This window comes from Mammaliicoccus sp. C-M13 (genome assembly GCF_022386845.1).
Taxonomy (GTDB): Bacteria; Bacillota; Bacilli; order Staphylococcales; family Staphylococcaceae; genus Mammaliicoccus; species Mammaliicoccus lentus.
In genome coordinates this window covers 16,823-34,651 of record NZ_JAJNHQ010000012.1, presented here as the reverse complement: position 1 = coordinate 34,651, position 17,829 = coordinate 16,823, and the positions used below count along the sequence as shown (strand labels likewise).

Below are 17,829 nucleotides of genomic sequence, written 5' to 3'. Positions count from 1 at the left end.
TAACGACCTACTTGATTGTTATATTTTTAATAGTTCTATCAATCATTTATTAAAAATGTAAAAACTATTGTATTTCTTTTTTTAAATTTTCTACATAATTGATTAAATCATTATCTTCTGGTCTCTTATATTGATCGTATAAAGCATAAATATCTAAAAATCGCTTTATAGCTTCTGTTCTTTCTTCAGGTTTTACTTTTTCTAATCGTGGTAAATACCACCCTTTAACGTAAAAATTAAATCTATTTTCTAAATAAGAATTCATTAAATCATGTTTTTCATAAAATGGTATTCTTTCAATTTCTAACGCATAATATTTTTCGAATAATTTTTTTGATACTGAATTTGTAACGGACCCTGTTACAGCAGCATAATACATATGAATAACATCTTTAACTGCTTTTACTTTATTTGAATGTATCATCAATTCTTGGAAGAATAATGTATCTTGACCTGCAGCGCCTTCAATCATTTTAATATTATTATCTTTAATGATATCAGCTTTTATAATAAGAGCCTGTATACTTTGTGCTCTTAAACCACATTTTTTCATATATTTTTTAGGATCGTTAATTAATAATTTACCATCATTATATTTTGTTACAGTACCAGCATAGTTAAAAATAGCTCGACGTTTATTGTCTTCTTTTATAATATTTCCTATTACCATATCAACGTCTTTATTATTTTCGATTTCTTCTAATAATTTAGCATATCCATCGCCCGTCGCTTCATTGTCTGGGTCAAGATAAGTAATGTATTTTGTAGAAGCTAATTCTGCACCTTTATTTCGTGGTCTAGAAGCACTTCCAGAACCATCCTCGTATGCATGATAAACAATCTCTGGAAATCGACGTCTTAATCTATCAATTATCGCAATTGTTTCTTTATCAGTACTTCCATCATTTACAAAAATAATCTCCATATTATTAAATATAGAAGAACGTCTTAAACTTCTCATACATTTATCTTCTAAATATGTACCATTATTATGAATTGGTACAATCACGCTTAATTTTTTCTGTTGATTATTTTGACCGTATAAAGAAGGCTTATAAATTTCTGACTGATCAAGGTTGTATCCATTATTTGTTTCTTTTACTTCTAAATTTGAATCTATAACATCTCTATGATACATTGTTAAATATTTATTTTGTACTTTTTCTATATATTGGTGTGGTTCAGATTGTTCATCTTTAGTAACAAAATCTACATCAACATATTTAAAAGCTGAAATTAAATCTTCTAAATAATACTCTTCATATTGTATTGAATCATTCATAAAGGTTATAAAGTCATACTTTTCTTGTTCAGCTATAGATTCATTTTGCTCAATTACATCAAAATTAACATTGAGTTGTCTTCTCAAAATTTCTTCCATCTCTGGTGTTTTTTTATCAACAACTACTAAGATTAACATTTCTTTTTGAGATGGTTTCTTATCGATATAGCTAAAGATTTCATCTAACCGGTGATAAGTTGTATGATTACGCATCACACTTCTAATACTTTTAGCTTGCATATCATTTAATTCATAATTTTTATAGCCATTCATAATAGTAGCAACGTCTGATTCATGATTTACCATGAATATATTCGGAAATTGGTTATTCACACCTACTGAGTAATTAGATAATATTAAATTACCAAATGCTTGCAATTCAAAAATTCGATTAGCAAACATTGTTTCTGAATATTTAACTGAGTTTACGTTTATAGCCCACCTATATATTTTATGTATCTTCATCAATTCTTCATGATCAATGGGCATTGTTAAAAATGGTATATACTTCGATGGGAACTGATAACGTTCTCTTCTTAAAGGTAAATTACGATCTATAATTGTTAAGTCATTATCATTTTTAATCAATTCATCAAACATTCTAGCTGATTCTTGATTTCTAACTGGATACTTTTTAGTCCAGCTACCGGCAAATATAACATCATTATTATACTTTTGATTATCCTCTTTTCGAGTATCAATAGGGTTATGATAATGAGGATTAACACCAAATTGTAAGACATGAACATTTTCATTGTTACAATAAGCTTTATAATCCTCTACGACTTCAGCTGCTGATGTTAAAATGACATCACATTCTGTTGCGATATCTTTATACAGATGGAAGTTAACAGGGTCTTCTTTAGAATAAAATACTACAGGAATATCCATGCTTTTAGCTTTGCGTATACCTTCCATTAACAGTTGTCTTTTCTCACCATTAACAGAAGCTAAACCCGTCCAGCTATCGTCTATTCCTTTCCAAGTAGTTGCTACAATTAAGACATCCATATCTTGATTTAAACCTTTAAATTCACTATTTATATAGACGATATTGCCAATATCTTTAAATGAATTATATAAAAATTCATCTGCTACTAAACCTACGTTATACTCAGACTTTTTAAATATTCTAGATTTATTAGAAGAGATAGATTGAGATAAATATTGTTTATGGTTTTCAAGAAAATCTAATTTTGATTCCACTGCTACTCTTTTATAATAATTTTGATGATTTGTATTATCTTTTACTTTCTTTAGTTTATATATTGCATGCATATAATCATTTTCAACAATTTCTAAAACTTCTTTTAATTGTTGTGTTTTGCTTTTATCATCAAAGTTTGTAAGTTCGTTTTTAGTGGTTTGAATTGGAAGGTTTTCTTTTTTTGTCGTTTTATTTATGTTCATCTCGATCTCCTCCTATTTCTCCAAGTCCAGTATTTCGTTTGGATTTTACCTAATTTTGAATTTCTTAAGTTATGGTATAACTGCTCATATCTACCTATATCTCCAGAGTTATTTGTATGTTTATATTTTTGTAAAGCAATATTTTCTTTTATAAGTTTAGTTATAGCAACCTTTGATTCATTACGCTCATCTTCGATTCTAGTAATAATATCAAGATTTTCTAATTCTTTTTCTGTATATGATTCATATGAGTAATTTTCCAAATGGTTAAATAACGTTATATCCTCAAAATCTGATATGCTAATCCAATATTTCTTTTTTTTAATTATGATTCGTGCTGACTGGGCTCTTGTAAAAACTAGATCAACTTTTACATTTTCACAATTAATACTTTCGGAGAGTAAATCTAACGTTATAGACTTGTTCAACGAACTATCTTGATAAAATGTTGTTGATTGTTTAATTGCTGTATTAGTATTACATACAATTGATCGATCAATATCTTTTGCATAAACAAAACCTGCAAACAATCCTTTATTAAACACCGCTTCTACTACTTCTCCTTCATATATATATAGTGCCCTAGATGAAAAGTTTTTCTCATTAAACAATAAATTATAATCGACTTTAAACCCTAATTCTCTATTTATTTGTGGTGTGTTAAAGTTAGATAAATCTACTCTAACTGTATCGAACGGTTTAGAAATCAATTTGATAGAATCTTTTAACTTAGTCCAACCTATCAAATTTGTACCTTGAGCAATTAAACCATAGAAGTCGTCACCAAAATGTTTTATTGAAATGACTTTCAATACTTTGTGTAAATATTGAGTTACTAAACCTACTGATATTTCTATATTATCAGCATCATAAATTTCTTGATTCTCTTTCTCTTTTAAAATTATTTGAAAACTTAATCCAGCATTAATATATGGATTATTTTTATCAATCATAATAGACCCCTCATTTTTTACTTATTGAATGAATATATATTTTCTTTACCAAAAGTATATAAATTACCGTAATTATAATATTGAGTATTATTAAAATCATTTTTAACGATATTTTTAGTATCAAATATAATTTTATCTCTCATACCTTCGAATTCATTATCTGTTAATGTTTTAAATTCAGAGTGATCGCTTAATATTAATACTAATGAAGCATCTTTCACTGCTTTTTGTACATCTTTTTCAACAAATGTCAACTCAACGTGAGGGTCATATGCTTCTATTTCTAGATTTGTTTCTTTTCTTAATTCATTGTATATATCAAACGCCGGAGATTCTCGTACATCATCTACATCTCCTTTATAAGTTAAACCAAATACAACAATTTTATTTCCATTTACTTCGTTCAATATTTTTTTAGATTCTTCTATAACGTATTGAGGCATTGAGCGATTAATCTTTCTACCTTCTTGAATTAAAGTAGTAGTTTCTGGGTCTTTCGCAATAATAAAGTAAGGATCCACCGCTAAACAATGACCGCCCACGCCTGGCCCTGGTAAATGAATATTTACTCTTGGATGTTTGTTAGCCATTTTGATAACTTCTAGTACGTTAATATCTAAGTTGTTACATACCATAGCGAGTTCATTTGCTAAAGCTATATTTAAGTCACGGTACGTATTTTCCATCAATTTACTCATTTCAGCAGTTTTAGCATTCGTTTCAATCATTTCTCCTTGAACAAATGTTCCATAAACTTTTTTACCTGCTTCAACACACTCAGGTGTCATACCACCTATTATTCTATTATTATGTACTAGTTCATGTAGTATTTTTCCAGGCAATACACGTTCTGGACAGTGTACTAAATATATATCTTCACCTATTGTAAAACCTTGACTTTCAAGGTACGGTTTCACATGATCGTCAGTTGTTCTAGGTGCTATTGTTGACTCGACTATTAAAGTATTACCTTTTTCTAAATAAGGTACGATTGATTTAACAGCGCTCATGACAAGCGTAATATCACAAGATTCATATTCGTCATTATTATTAGGTGTCGGTACTGCGATGATGAATGTATCTGCTCTTTCTGGTTCTAAACTTGCTTTAAATTTATCTTTTGCAAGAACTTCTTCATATGCTTCTTGTAAACCTGGTTCTTCAATATGAATTTGTCCGTTATTTAATTTATCTACTGCTTCTTTATTGATATCTACACCAACTACATCTACACCATGCTTTGCAAACATAATTGAAGTTGGTAAACCAATATATCCAAGACCTATAGTTGTTAATTTCATATTATAACCATCCTTTAATAATAAATTGTTAAGCTATTACTTTTGTAATGTTAAATACATTGTAACGATTATAAAAGCAATAAACAGTCGATTAACAGATACTTAAGGAAGGGTTTACAGTCTTTTATCAAACTTTACAATTGCTAAACAATATAAAGTAAATAAATCACGAATATAAATTAAAAAGACTAGGAAAGTTAAGTCCCAGTCTTTTTTAAATATTTTTCTATATCTTCTTGAATTATCGGACCAAATGTTTTTGAATAAGTATTCGTCATGTGGCCTTTATCCATGTATACGACGACATTACCGATTACGGGTACGAATTGTCCGTTTTTCTTAAAGTATTTTGTATAATCTACATATTCTGTGTTTTTAGGTTTTTCTTTTAATTGATCCCATTTTGATGTTTTCGGCAATCTGTTTTTTGCATTCATTTTTTTGATTGTTTCTTTTTCACCGACCTTTTCTAATGTTTCAGGTACATTAAATTCATATCTGGGATTATCTCTTATTGCTAAAATAGGCTTCTTAGTATCAGTTATATTATTAAATTGTTCAATTTGTAATGGATCTACTTTACCATTTATATCTGAACTGACATCTGCAGTTGTTACAACTAAGTCGATATCTTGTTTCTCAATTTCTTTTATTAAATTCTTATTCCATTCTGTACAGTCTTTATCAGCATCATTTGTTGTAAGTACACATCCTGATTTAGTCATATTTAATACTCGATAATTTTTTTCTTTTGCTGCTTGTTGTAATGCGCCTAGCCAATGTTCAGCATGTGAACTTCCGACTAATGCGATTGTTTTATCATAATTTTCTTTTTCTCCATATTCTCCAACGAGTACTTTGGATTTACCAATTGCTTGATGCACTTTATCTTTAGATGAATCAGGCGTTTCATCTCGAATATCTGAAAAGTTTGGTATATGTTCACTTTCGTTGTTACCTTGCATTTTTTTATCTATGGCCATAGCTCCTGGATAAGTCTTACTTAATGCTTCTTTTTCTTTATCAAATGGTGAGTTTAAAATGATTACGTATAACGCTGCTAATACACATATATTTACCGCTAAACCAACTCCCATTTTTTTGAATGAATTTTTATCATTTTGATTTGTTCTAATAGGTTTTTCAATATAGCGTGTCATTAAATATGACAACAGCCCTGATAGTAGAATAATGCATATTCCTATAAAAACCCCTGGTCGATTATCATTATGATATTGATAAAACGATAAAATAACCCAATGCCATAAATATAAACCAAATGATAAACCACCAATTTTAACCATTGCTGGTGAACCTAAAAATCTTTTTACACCGAATTTAGTTTCGTGATTTCCTGAAACTAATATGAATACGGCACATAACATTGGCCATAAAGCGATATAACCAGGAAACATTGTAGATACGTCAAATAATATTCCTGTTAGTATAAGTCCAAATAGACCGACCCAACCGATTATACTCGCGATATATCTATTCACTTTAATTTTGGATAAATTAATTGCTAACAAACCACCTAAAGAAAATTCCCATACCCGTGTAAAAGTATGAAAATATGCCCACGGTTGGTTTACATGGGTTAAATAAATTGAATATATGAGAGATGTTACAAATATAGTCCCTAAAAATAAATTCATGATATTAATAATATTTAAGTTTTTCTTCTTTTTATATAACAAAAACATTGCACTAAATAAAATAAACCAAATAATATAAAATTGACCTTGTATTGACATGGCCCAAAAATGTTCAACGGGTGTTTTCATCTGATCTTTATCTAAATAATCTGTACTAGATAAAGCGAGTTGCCAATTTTGATAATAAAATAAAGAAGCGAATATTTCTTTAATTGTTTTTCCTAAAATAGATTGTGGTAAAAAGAAAAAACTCAGAATTGCTGTAACACATATCACAGTTAATACCGAAGGGAATAAGCGCTTTATTAAACCTTTAATATAGGGTAAAAATTTAAATTCACCTTCTTTATTGTATCTTGAAATAATAGAGGTTGTGATTAGAAACCCTGAAACAACAAAGAAAACATCTACGCCTCCGGACACTTTACCAAACCATATATGATATATGGCAACGAGTAGAGCTGCAACTACTCTTAAACCTTCTATTTCTGGCCTGAATTTACGTTCTATGACAATCGGGTTATTAACCATATTCAAAACTCCTTAAAATATTATACAAAGGTAAGTATATCTTTAAGAAAATTGAATATAAAGGTTAATATATAAAATTTACAATATCTTAATACTAAATTAAAAATAGAACAAAACAAAAATATTTTTTCCTAACAAATATCAACAAAGCAATAAAAAAGTCCGAGACATTATTCATGTGCCGGACTTTTTTATTATTTAATATCTAATGATTTAATAAATTCTTTAACATCTTTTGACATTTCATCGTTGTTTAATGCAAATTGAATTGTTGTTTTTACAAATCCAAGTTTCTCTCCAACATCATGACGTTCCCCTTCAAAATCATAAGCAAAAACTTGATCATCTTGGTTTAATCTTTCAATAGCATCAGTCAATTGGACTTCTCCACCTGCTCCTATTTCTTGATTTTCTAAGTAATCAAAAATATCGGGTGTTAATACATATCTACCCATTATAGCTAAGTTAGATGGTGCTGTCCCTTCAGCTGGCTTTTCAACAAACTTCTTTACTTCATACAATCTGTCTTTCGTTAAAATCGGGTCTACAATACCGTAACGGTGTGTATCTTTATAATCTACTTCTTGTACACCAATGACTGATTTACCTGTTTTATTGTATTGTGTTATAAGTTGTTCGATTGCTGGTACTTCTGACTCAACAATATCATCACCTAATAGTACAGCAAATGGTTCCCCGCCTACAAATTGTTTAGCAGACCATATAGCATGACCTAATCCTTTTTGTTCTTTCTGTCTTACATAGAACATATTAGCTAAATTTGTAGCATGTTGAACTTTATGTAATAATTCATGTTTATCTTTTTCTTTCAGGTTAAGTTCTAGTTCTAACTGATTATCGAAGTGATCTTCAATCGCTCTTTTATGTTTACCAGTCACAATAATGATATCCTCTATACCTGCTCTTACCGCTTCTTCAACGATATATTGAATTGTTGGCTTATCTAATATTGGCAACATTTCCTTTGGCATTGCTTTTGTTGCTGGTAGAAATCTCGTTCCTAAACCTGCTGCTGGAATTATAGCTTTTTTAACCTTCTTAACCATAGTCATTCTCCTTTAACATCAATCAATAACTATTTTATCTCTTTTATATCTTTTATAAATTGTGTATATATAATATTTTCGTCAAACTCTTTTACTTTTTGCTCAGCATGATTGATTATATTTTGTATATTTGAATCTTCATAGTTTTGCATAATATGAGTTAAACGATTGCTAAAACTTATTATATCATTTTTATCTATTAAATAGCCATTCACTTCATTATCTATAAGAAATTCTGGACCATAACAATCGTGAAATCCTATTACTACACTCTGTTGTAACATCGCTTCCAATATAACTAACCCGAAACCTTCTACTCTCGAAGGCACTGCAGTAATTTTACTTGTAGATAATACTTTAGATAATTCATTAGTTGTTTCTTTAATCTCTACAATATCTTCAATGTTATATTCATTAATTTGTTTCAAGTATTGATTCTTTTCTTGACCTGATCCATATAAATGTAATTTATAATCCAAGTCTCTCATTGTTTGTTGTATATTATTGATACTTTCAATTAATAAATCGAAGCCCTTTTCATGTTCAAAACGTCCTGCCGCTACAATCAGATTTTCTTTTGGCATACTGTATTTATGTTCTTTTAATATATTAGGAACAATAATAACAGGTGTATGTTTCAACTCTTGTTGATAATCCAATTGATCCTCACTCGTAAGCGTCGTGACAATATCTAAGTTTTCATATCCTTGAATTAAATCATCTTGATATGCTTCTTCATGAGCATGCAAATACATATGTTCCATACCTACTTTAAGAATGTTACGAGGGGCAAATTCTGCAACAAGTAAATTATAACTTGCCCTTGTACCTATAAGAATATCTGTATCAACACGTTTTATAGCTTTTATTAATTTCTTTTCAATATAACTTGAAAACTGATAAAATCCAGGTTCATATTTATTAATAACTTTTGGTCTTATAAATGATGTATATTTATTAATTCTATTCATTACTACATTTTGTATACCTTTAATTGACCTCTTATATTCTATTACAGGTATAATTTCAATTTGTTTATTTAAATTAAAGTATGGATTTGAAGCTGCTTTAAAAACAGAAATAATCTTAACTTTATGCCCTTTTTCACTTAGTACATTTGCTAAATTCGATATTGATTTAGTTGTACCGCCCATATGATAAATATTATGCACGATAAATGTAAAAGACTTCATGTCATCACCTATTTTTATTCATATGTTTATCAATTATACTTTGCATTGTTTCATATGAATGATTATTTTTATTAATATATTTGCTATTTACTTTAATATAATGTTGATTTGATATTGCTTCAAACATTTTATTAGATTCAAAATATTGATTTTGATTAACTGTATTAAATACTTCTTCATATAAGCCACGATGATATTTATACGATTCAAAGTCAGGTGTATATAAGTATACTTTCTTATCAATCGTCAATGCATCAAATATAATCGAAGAATAATCACTTATTAACATATCAGCAACAAGTATTAATTGCTGCGTTTCATAATCTAATGGATCAATATAATTTGTTTTTTTTATATTTTTATCTTCTATATGACATTTATAAATAATATTATAATGATCAGTAATTTCTTTTGGAAACTCCAATAAATATTGCTCTTCTTTATTATCTCTCCATGTAGGCACATATAATATCGTTTGTTTATGATTATTTAATTGTAAGTCTTCTTTTATTTGACTAATCAATTGGTTATCCTCATTATGCTCTATCAAAAATTGATTTCTTGGATATCCACTGCTTATTATTTTAGTTTCTTGCATAGGAAAAGCAGTACTGAATACTGAATTAATCTCTTTAGTATCAGTAATGAAATAGTTATGTTTAATCAACTTATTATATTTACGTGCTCTATAATTATATATATTTTTATTTTGATGAAGTTCATTACTATCTAAAAATAGCTTTTTAATTGGCGTACCATGCCACAATTGTATGATAGTGCCATTTGGTTTTAAACCGTCAGGTATATAGCTTTCTAGTACTAATACTTGTGCTTGTTCAATTAAGTTTTGAGTTTCAGAATGTTGGGGAGAAACAAAACTTTCACCTTGCTGTTCATCTGTAATGAAATATACAGTAAAGTTCGTATGATTTTTTATATATTCAAATAAATATTTAGAATTTCCTCTGTAGCCATAGTCAAATCCTAAAAATACAATATAAGGTTTAATAGCATCCTTATTTTTATGATATATATTAACTGCATTTTTCTGTTTCATTAATGATTGATGATGCATCTTCAAATAAATTTTATTAGGTAATTTGAAATACGAACGGTACATTACCTTATCTATCATTCTAGCATTATTAGGTAAAGTTGTATTCTTCCTATTAAATTGCGCCTTTTGATTGTTAAGTAATAACCATTTATTTAAATAAAAATGATTAACGTAATCATCATCTTCATAATTATTTAAATCTAAATAATTATTTGAAGATTTCTCATCAAAGTCGAAAATGACATGACCATTGATGAATATATTTTCTAATTCAACAACAGCTTTAACACATATATCAAGAAGGCTCGCCCACTCATGACGGTCAAGCAACCATTTTAAATCTTCTACTTTAAAAATAATATTCGGATATAGAACATTATTACTAAACCACTTATTCGCAGTTATTTTTTCATCTCCAAAATAACGACAATCATTTATGTAATAACCATTCACGGTAAAATCTACAACAGCAGAATAATTATCTAACTTTAAAGTTTCTAGAACATCTTTGTTAATTTTAGTAGTATTTTCTTTTAATATGACATGTGAAATATCAGAAGAAAGTTTATTAATTATTTCTATGATTTTTTCATCATTGTTCAATTCAATTATTTTAATCATATTACACCTCAACCTATTTCATACTTTTAATAAAATTGACTTACTCTTAACAATGAAACACTAACTAATGAAATAATACCTTTAATTAGATGCGAGTACAAACAGGTTATACGATACACACAATAAAAAGCAGAAAAAATTCAATCAATACGAATTTTTTCTGCTTTTATTTTTAAAATAATTTTTCTACAATTCGTTTTGCTGCATTACCTTTTTCAAATGGACAGAATTTGTCGTAGAATTTATCATATTTTTCTTGATAGTTTTTATTTATTGTTTCAATGTTTTTAATAGAATCAATTAAAGTTTCATTGTCTTTTAGCAATGGTCCGGGTGCTTCATCTTCAAAATTCATATAGAATCCTCTTAAGTTATCTTTATAATGATCTAAGTCATAAGTGAAAAATAGTAATGGCTTTCTTGTATTCGCAAAGTCAAACATTACTGATGAGTAATCAGTAATACATATATCACTGATTAAATATAAATCGCTAATTTCTTCGTAATCAGCAACATTATAAATAAAGTCTTCTAATGATTTATCTATAATTATTTTATTGCTAATTATGATATGAGGTCTTAGCAATAACACGTACTCGTCACCTAGTCGTTCTTTCATTTGATGTAAATCTAATTTTAAATTGATGAGATGTTTTTTAGCAGCAGAAACTTCATCATCTCTAAATGTTGGTGCATACAATATCACTTTTTTATCTTTTGGTATAGATAATTTTCGTTTAATTGTCTTTCTCTGTTCTTCTATTAATTTTTCATCTTGGTAGAATATATCATTTCTCGGATAACCCACTTCTAACATTTCTTTATTAAATCTAAATGCTGATTTAAAGCATTCTGTAGCATATGGACTTGGAGAAACTAAATAATCCCATTTAGAAACTGACTCATTAATACGATCAATATAACCTTCGTCTCTACCTTTAAACTCGTCTACATCGTTTAACATCTTCTTAAGTGGAGTACCATGCCACGTTTGAATAAATACAGTTTGTTTTTTCTTTTTAATGTAATAAGGGAAGTTTTGATTGTTTATCCAATATTTCGCAATCGATAAGTATCTATAATAGTCTGGGCTTAACCTTTTAACTGTAATGACATTTTCATCGTCAAATGGATAAATTTTATTTGTTACCCATACAATTTTGTATCCTTTGTCTAATTGCTTAATTTGATCATAAATCATTTTCGGACTATCCGTAACTTGTTTTCCTAAATTACTTTCAATTACGATTAGCTTTTCATCAATTTTTGCAAACTTCACTAAAAACTTATTCATATATGACATTGCATCAAAATATCGTTTGTTTTTTCTAAATCTCATAAATATATGTTGTGATAATATATCATATTTAAGTATATCTTTTATTTTATTTTTACGCTTAAAATCTTTTGCTGCTTGGTAAATTCTCTTAGAGTTATCAGTATCTTTATGTTCAATAAAATTATTAGCTTTTTTAATAATAGATGCTTCATTTACGAATTTATTATCAATATATTCTTTTGTCGCTGCTATTACATCTTCTGCTTCATCATATATTCTACCAGGTAATTCTTCATCTAAATCAAGATGCGATGGTAATTCACCTATAAATCTATCTCTATCAAATGGGTAATAAATGACTGGTTTTTCTAAAAAGCTAAAATCAAATGCTACACTCGAATAATCCGTAATCATTAATTTACTTTCTTTAATTAATAATTGTACATCTACTTCACCTTGTCTAATAACTGTAATGTAATCAGGTATATTAAATAAATCAACAAATGCTTGCATGTTTGGATGTAAACAGAAAATTATATCTATATTTTGTTTGTTTGTTATCTGTTCCCATTCTGGATTGTTTAATAAATCATTATAGTATTGTAGATAATCTGATTCTAATAAACTATTGATGTTAGTTATCCAATCTCTCCATGTCGGTATAATGAGTATTTGATTCTTTTGAGTTACATTATCCTTAAACAATTCATCAAATCTAGATAAGCCTGTTGATTTAATTTGGTAGTCATCAAATAATAAATCTCTATTTACAATTTGTTTCTCTCTTGGTGAACTTGTTATAAACATATCGATATTAAAGTCTTTTAACTGTTTACCATTAATCTGAGTTAAGTTTTTAGTACCTAGCACACCATGTTGCAAGAATATACGTTTGGCTCTGATGTTTTTGATATAATTTGCTTCGTGACTTGGGAACAACAACTCTGTATGATGCGTACTGCATATTATGTCAGCTTTAACCATTAATTCAAAATGCTCTTTTGATTTAAAGTATATGACGTTACCAAATGGTTCTACATTCTTTCTTTCTTCGGAATCTTTATCTATCACGTAATAAACTTCTTCATCTGGATGTTGAGTTCTCATATATTTAAAGAAATGATAACCATTATCTTGAGCTTTATAAGACTTTTCACCAACGATCCATATTTTATTTTTGTTAAATGCATTTTTTATTAAAGTTGGATAATCGTGCATTAATTTTTTATATGCATTGTAATCTTCGATGTCATATTCATTTATTCTAAATGATAAGTTTCTACCTTTCATTGTAAAGTAAGGTACTGCTGTTTTAATCTTATCATTTTGTTCTATTGATATTTCGCCTTTAGATAATCTCTCCACGAGTATTCTAGGATTACCTAATTTAACATCAATAGATTCTCTAAATTCTTGAACTTTAATTTCTAAAAATAAATCTATTATATCTTCAGAATCAAAATCGTTAAGTAAAAATTGTTTTAAGTCGTTAATAATGTCCACTTCAAAATCATAACTTATTGAATTTAAAGACTTATAGACATTAAATACCGTTGTATTTAATGGAACTTCTATTACATTTTCACTTAATCTTGATGTGATTAATAATTTTGCTTCTTTTAATGTTGAGTTTTGAAGCGAAAATTTCCCTTTTATAAATGCTCGTTTATTATTTATTGTAACTTTATCAATATGTCTTCTTGCAAAATAAGTCGAAAGTGGTAATTGAGGTTTTTTAGTAAATTGCAATACGCCATTTTTTGTTAAGTATGGTGTTAAAGTAGCCTCTTCATTAACAACTGATTCAAAGTTATAAATCTCGTAATCATATTTTTTTACGTTTACTTTTTGAATAGATTGAGTAATACCATCTGTTTTTTCAAGTAAGAAAAAGATTGTTTCTCTATCGTATTTATCAAATACATTAAGAATTTCAAATAAGTTGATAACGAATTTGTTTTTTATTTCTGTTTGTTCAAAACTAATCTCATCAAACTCATTTTTTACATATACATTTTTAATATTATATATTGTTTGATCAAATTCTAATGTTAAAAGCTCTCCTACTTGATATATATTTAAAGTCTTCATATCAACGTAACCCCTTTTTTGTTTGTAGAGAAGCAATGATTTCATTACCAACTCTATTAGTTGCTTTACCATCATCTAAATAATTATATTTTTTATTAAAATTGATATATTTATCATCTAATGGAAGTGTTTCGTAATATTTATTTTCAATATATTTTATTAAGGCTTCGCTTTCTGTAAAAATCGGACCTGGTAACCCTTCTTCATACGGTGTATAAAATCCTCTAATATCATTTGCATACTCATCTTTGTCATATGCAAAAAATAAAATAGGATGTTTTAAATTAGCATAATCAAAATATACCGAAGAATAGTCTGTAATCAGTATATCACTCATTAAAAATAACTCGTTTATATCATTTGCATTTGATAAATCATAAATGTTGCTGTATTTATCTAACTCTAAATTTTCAGAAACTAAATAATGTGCTCGAATAATTAATATATATTCACCTCTAAGCTTTGAATTAAAATCTTCCAAATCTAATTTTAAGTTAAAGTTATACCGCCCTATTTCTTCTCGATCGTTATCTCTCCATGTAGGCGCATATAATATAATTTTTTTATCAGAAGGTATATTATGTTTTTTCTTCAATTCATTTATATAATTTTTATGATTGAAATTAATTAAGTCATCATTACGTGGGTAACCTAATGTTAAGATTTGATTATCTTTCAGCTTGAAAGCTGATTTAAATCTAGTCGTAGCAATTTCACTAGGTGATATTAAATAATCCCAACGCTCAGTTTCTTTCGTGAACCCATATAAATATTCTTCTAAAGTAACTTCCGGGATTGAGATAACATTTTGATCATTTGCTAATTTCTTCAAAGGTGTACCATGCCACGTTTGAATATAAATTTGATTAGGCTTCTTTTCTAATTGCGGAGATAATCTAATGTTAGATATCCATATTTTAGCTTTATTATACAATTTAAAATATTCTTTTGTATTTTTGTTTACCGTTTGAATATTTAACTTATTTAATTCATTTTTTAATTTCTCATCATCCACTACTACTATATGTTCATATCCTTTTAATTGGCTAGATAAATATTGATAGAGTTTTTTGGGAGAATCAGAGAATGCTTTTCCACTAAATGATTCATAAATAATTATGTTTTCTAGTTTCTGTGGAATGATCATTGCAGAATAATAATTCGATTTCAAAGAACTCAATAATTTTCTGATACGTGAGAATAAATAAGAAAAATAAAATTTGCCATGAATCATAGATTTAATTTCTAAATATTTAAAGATACTTTTCATTGGAGGTTGATATTCCATCTTATTTATTAATCGTATAAGTTGTCTTTCATTGTTAAGTATAAAATCATATTTATATGGAAAGAGAGGATTCAGTACTTTATCTAAATACGTATTTAACTTAATATTAACATTTTGGTTTATTTCATTCTTGTTATAAAATGCTATCGTTTCTCTAAAGGATTCTTCGGTCATTAAAAAAAATTTTTTGTCCATGCATACTCCTCTTATTTATGTTCAAACTGAATTTAGTATTTATATATATTATACACTTGTATCAAACACTATAAAACTAAATAACATGTAAATTCATCATTTTAAAATATAGGATTTATTCTATTTTATGTAATTTTATATTATTTAAAATTTTAACACTTATTTTTCAAAATATACAAATTGTTTACATAATTTTCTTTATGTATTAAGCTTTAATATATACTAAGCGAGGTGAAAAATAATGCGCAGAGTTATTACATATGGGACTTATGATTTATTACATTACGGTCACATTGAACTTTTGAGAAGAGCAAAGCAATATGGTGATTATTTAATCGTTGCTCTGTCTACTGATGAGTTTAATAAGCTAAAAAACAAAAAGTCTTACTATAATTACGAACAAAGAAAAATGATGCTTGAATCCATTAGATATGTTGACTTAGTTATCCCTGAGAACAATTGGGAACAAAAAGTTGATGATGTAAAAACTTTCAAAGTGGATACTTTCTTAATGGGTCATGATTGGGAAGGCGAATTTGACTTCTTAAAAGACGAATGCGAAGTTATTTATTTAAAAAGAACAGAAGGTATTTCAACTACTCAAATTAAAAAAGAATTATATGGCAACGAATAGAACACATTATGTGTTCTATTTTTAAAAGGAATATTGTAAAATATTAGAAGTAATGTATTTATAAGTAAAATAGGAGTAAGAAATGAAAAATATACTATTAATATTAATGAGTTTAATCATTGTAGCTTTAATTGTTTATATATCATTGAACATCAAATGTTCAAAAGTTGAGGAGCAACAATCAAAACCTATCGCTTCAACCCAAAAGAAAAAAACTGAAACAAAAGATAAAATAGCGTTACTAATAAAGAAAATTACAAACGAAAAGATGATGATCCAGTATATAAAGATGTCGATGCATACTTAAAATCAATAAACTTTAATGGAAATGTCATAATATATAGAAAAGATAATACAATGTTTTCAAAAGCATATGGTCAAAAAAACATAGAACATAATATACCTAATGATGAAAATTCAATGTATCTTATTGGTTCTGCAAACAAATTTTTAACTGGAATAATGCTAAGACAATTAGAAGATGAGGGTAAGATTAATATAAATGATAATGTTAATAAATATATACCTAACTTCCAGAATTACTATGCAATTACAGTTAGAGATTTAATGTTTCATCAAAGTGGTTTAGCTAAATTCTCACCTAATCCAAATAGTTTTGGTTTAGACAGTGCAATTGAAAGCATTAAACAAAAAGGTGTTTTACCAGAGAATTATCATCAATATAATTATAATGATGTCAATTACATAACAATTGCGAAAATAATAGAAGTTGCTACAAATAAATCTTTCGAACAGAATTTAAAAGAAAGAATTATTAAAAAGGCAGATTTACACTTTACTTCAAGGTATGATGATTTGAAACACGAAAAATATTTGGTGCGTGGCTATAAATCCCAGCCTGCTCAAAATATTCATACACCTACATATAATTTAGACAAATATGACGGCGCTGGTAATGTATATATGTCCACAAATGACATGACAAAGTTAATACAGGCCTTTAGAACAAATCAATTATTAAATAAATCAACTACCCAAAGTTTATTATCAGAAGATGGTAAAAATACCTATCCCAAACCTTATAGATATGGTTTTTATAAATTCGAACAGCATCAAAGAGTAAGAGGTATCTTTTTTGCTAATGATATAGTAGCTTATGCAAATAATAATTATATTATTACGTTAGCTTGTAATAAGCTTGATCAGCCTTACGATGGTAATACTGAAAAAGCATTAGAACATATTTTCACTAATATATTGAACCAACCAATATAATCATTTATAAAAAAACAGCAAAATTCTTTTATAGAA

The 17,829-nt window shown here is 27.5% G+C and carries 12 protein-coding genes; 3 read left to right on the top strand and 9 right to left on the bottom strand.

The genetic code is table 11. The annotated features are described in order from the left end of the window. Positions 1 to 64: 64 nt before the first annotated feature. The 9 genes from LQ615_RS10345 to LQ615_RS10305 all read right to left on the bottom strand — a co-directional run bounded on the left by LQ615_RS10345 (position 65) and on the right by LQ615_RS10305 (position 15,923). Positions 65 to 2,692, bottom strand: coding sequence for a glycosyltransferase (locus tag LQ615_RS10345; protein ID WP_070045557.1), 2,628 nt, complete (start codon positions 2,690 to 2,692; stop codon positions 65 to 67). After that, on the bottom strand, positions 2,689 to 3,645 hold the full coding sequence (locus LQ615_RS10340; protein ID WP_070045556.1) for a hypothetical protein: 957 nt from the start codon (positions 3,643 to 3,645) through the stop codon (positions 2,689 to 2,691). The genes LQ615_RS10345 and LQ615_RS10340 overlap by 4 nt, the downstream gene beginning before the upstream one ends. Positions 3,646 to 3,662: 17 nt before the next feature. After that, positions 3,663 to 4,946: a nucleotide sugar dehydrogenase gene (locus LQ615_RS10335; RefSeq protein ID WP_239713578.1), complete on the bottom strand. Its 1,284-nt coding sequence runs from the start codon at positions 4,944 to 4,946 to the stop codon at positions 3,663 to 3,665. Between the two features lie 197 nt (positions 4,947 to 5,143). Continuing rightward, positions 5,144 to 7,132 (bottom strand): acyltransferase family protein, encoded by a 1,989-nt coding sequence (locus tag LQ615_RS10330; protein WP_070045553.1) that lies wholly within the window; start codon positions 7,130 to 7,132, stop codon positions 5,144 to 5,146. Between the two features lie 194 nt (positions 7,133 to 7,326). Then, positions 7,327 to 8,199, bottom strand: a complete 873-nt coding sequence (gene galU / locus LQ615_RS10325) for a UTP--glucose-1-phosphate uridylyltransferase GalU (RefSeq protein ID WP_070045551.1) — start codon at positions 8,197 to 8,199, stop codon at positions 7,327 to 7,329. Between the two features lie 29 nt (positions 8,200 to 8,228). Next, complete coding sequence (locus LQ615_RS10320; RefSeq protein WP_070045549.1) at positions 8,229 to 9,392, bottom strand: glycosyltransferase; 1,164 nt, start codon at positions 9,390 to 9,392, stop codon at positions 8,229 to 8,231. Positions 9,393 to 9,396: 4 nt separating this feature from the next. Further along, complete coding sequence (locus LQ615_RS10315) at positions 9,397 to 11,070, bottom strand: CDP-glycerol glycerophosphotransferase family protein (protein ID WP_070045548.1); 1,674 nt, start codon at positions 11,068 to 11,070, stop codon at positions 9,397 to 9,399. A 172-nt stretch (positions 11,071 to 11,242) separates the two neighbouring features. After that, a complete protein-coding gene (locus LQ615_RS10310) occupies positions 11,243 to 14,440 on the bottom strand; it encodes a CDP-glycerol glycerophosphotransferase family protein (protein WP_070045546.1) in 3,198 nt (1,065 codons plus the stop codon). 1 nt (position 14,441) lies between these two features. Continuing rightward, entirely contained in the window at positions 14,442 to 15,923 is a 1,482-nt protein-coding gene (locus LQ615_RS10305) for a CDP-glycerol glycerophosphotransferase family protein (RefSeq protein WP_084819079.1), read from the bottom strand. A 241-nt stretch (positions 15,924 to 16,164) separates the two neighbouring features. Between LQ615_RS10305 and tagD the strand changes: the two genes are divergently transcribed. The 3 genes from tagD to LQ615_RS10290 all read left to right on the top strand — a co-directional run bounded on the left by tagD (position 16,165) and on the right by LQ615_RS10290 (position 17,793). Continuing rightward, positions 16,165 to 16,557 carry a glycerol-3-phosphate cytidylyltransferase gene (tagD, locus tag LQ615_RS10300; RefSeq protein ID WP_016999637.1) on the top strand — a complete coding sequence of 131 codons (393 nt, stop codon included), beginning with the start codon at positions 16,165 to 16,167 and terminating at the stop codon, positions 16,555 to 16,557. 82 nt (positions 16,558 to 16,639) lie between these two features. Continuing rightward, the gene (locus LQ615_RS10295) at positions 16,640 to 16,864 is read left to right on the top strand and encodes a hypothetical protein (RefSeq protein ID WP_070045544.1); all 225 of its coding nucleotides are present in this window, start codon (positions 16,640 to 16,642) and stop codon (positions 16,862 to 16,864) included. 50 nt (positions 16,865 to 16,914) lie between these two features. After that, positions 16,915 to 17,793: a serine hydrolase domain-containing protein gene (locus tag LQ615_RS10290; protein ID WP_070045543.1), complete on the top strand. Its 879-nt coding sequence runs from the start codon at positions 16,915 to 16,917 to the stop codon at positions 17,791 to 17,793. Positions 17,794 to 17,829 lie beyond the last annotated feature (36 nt).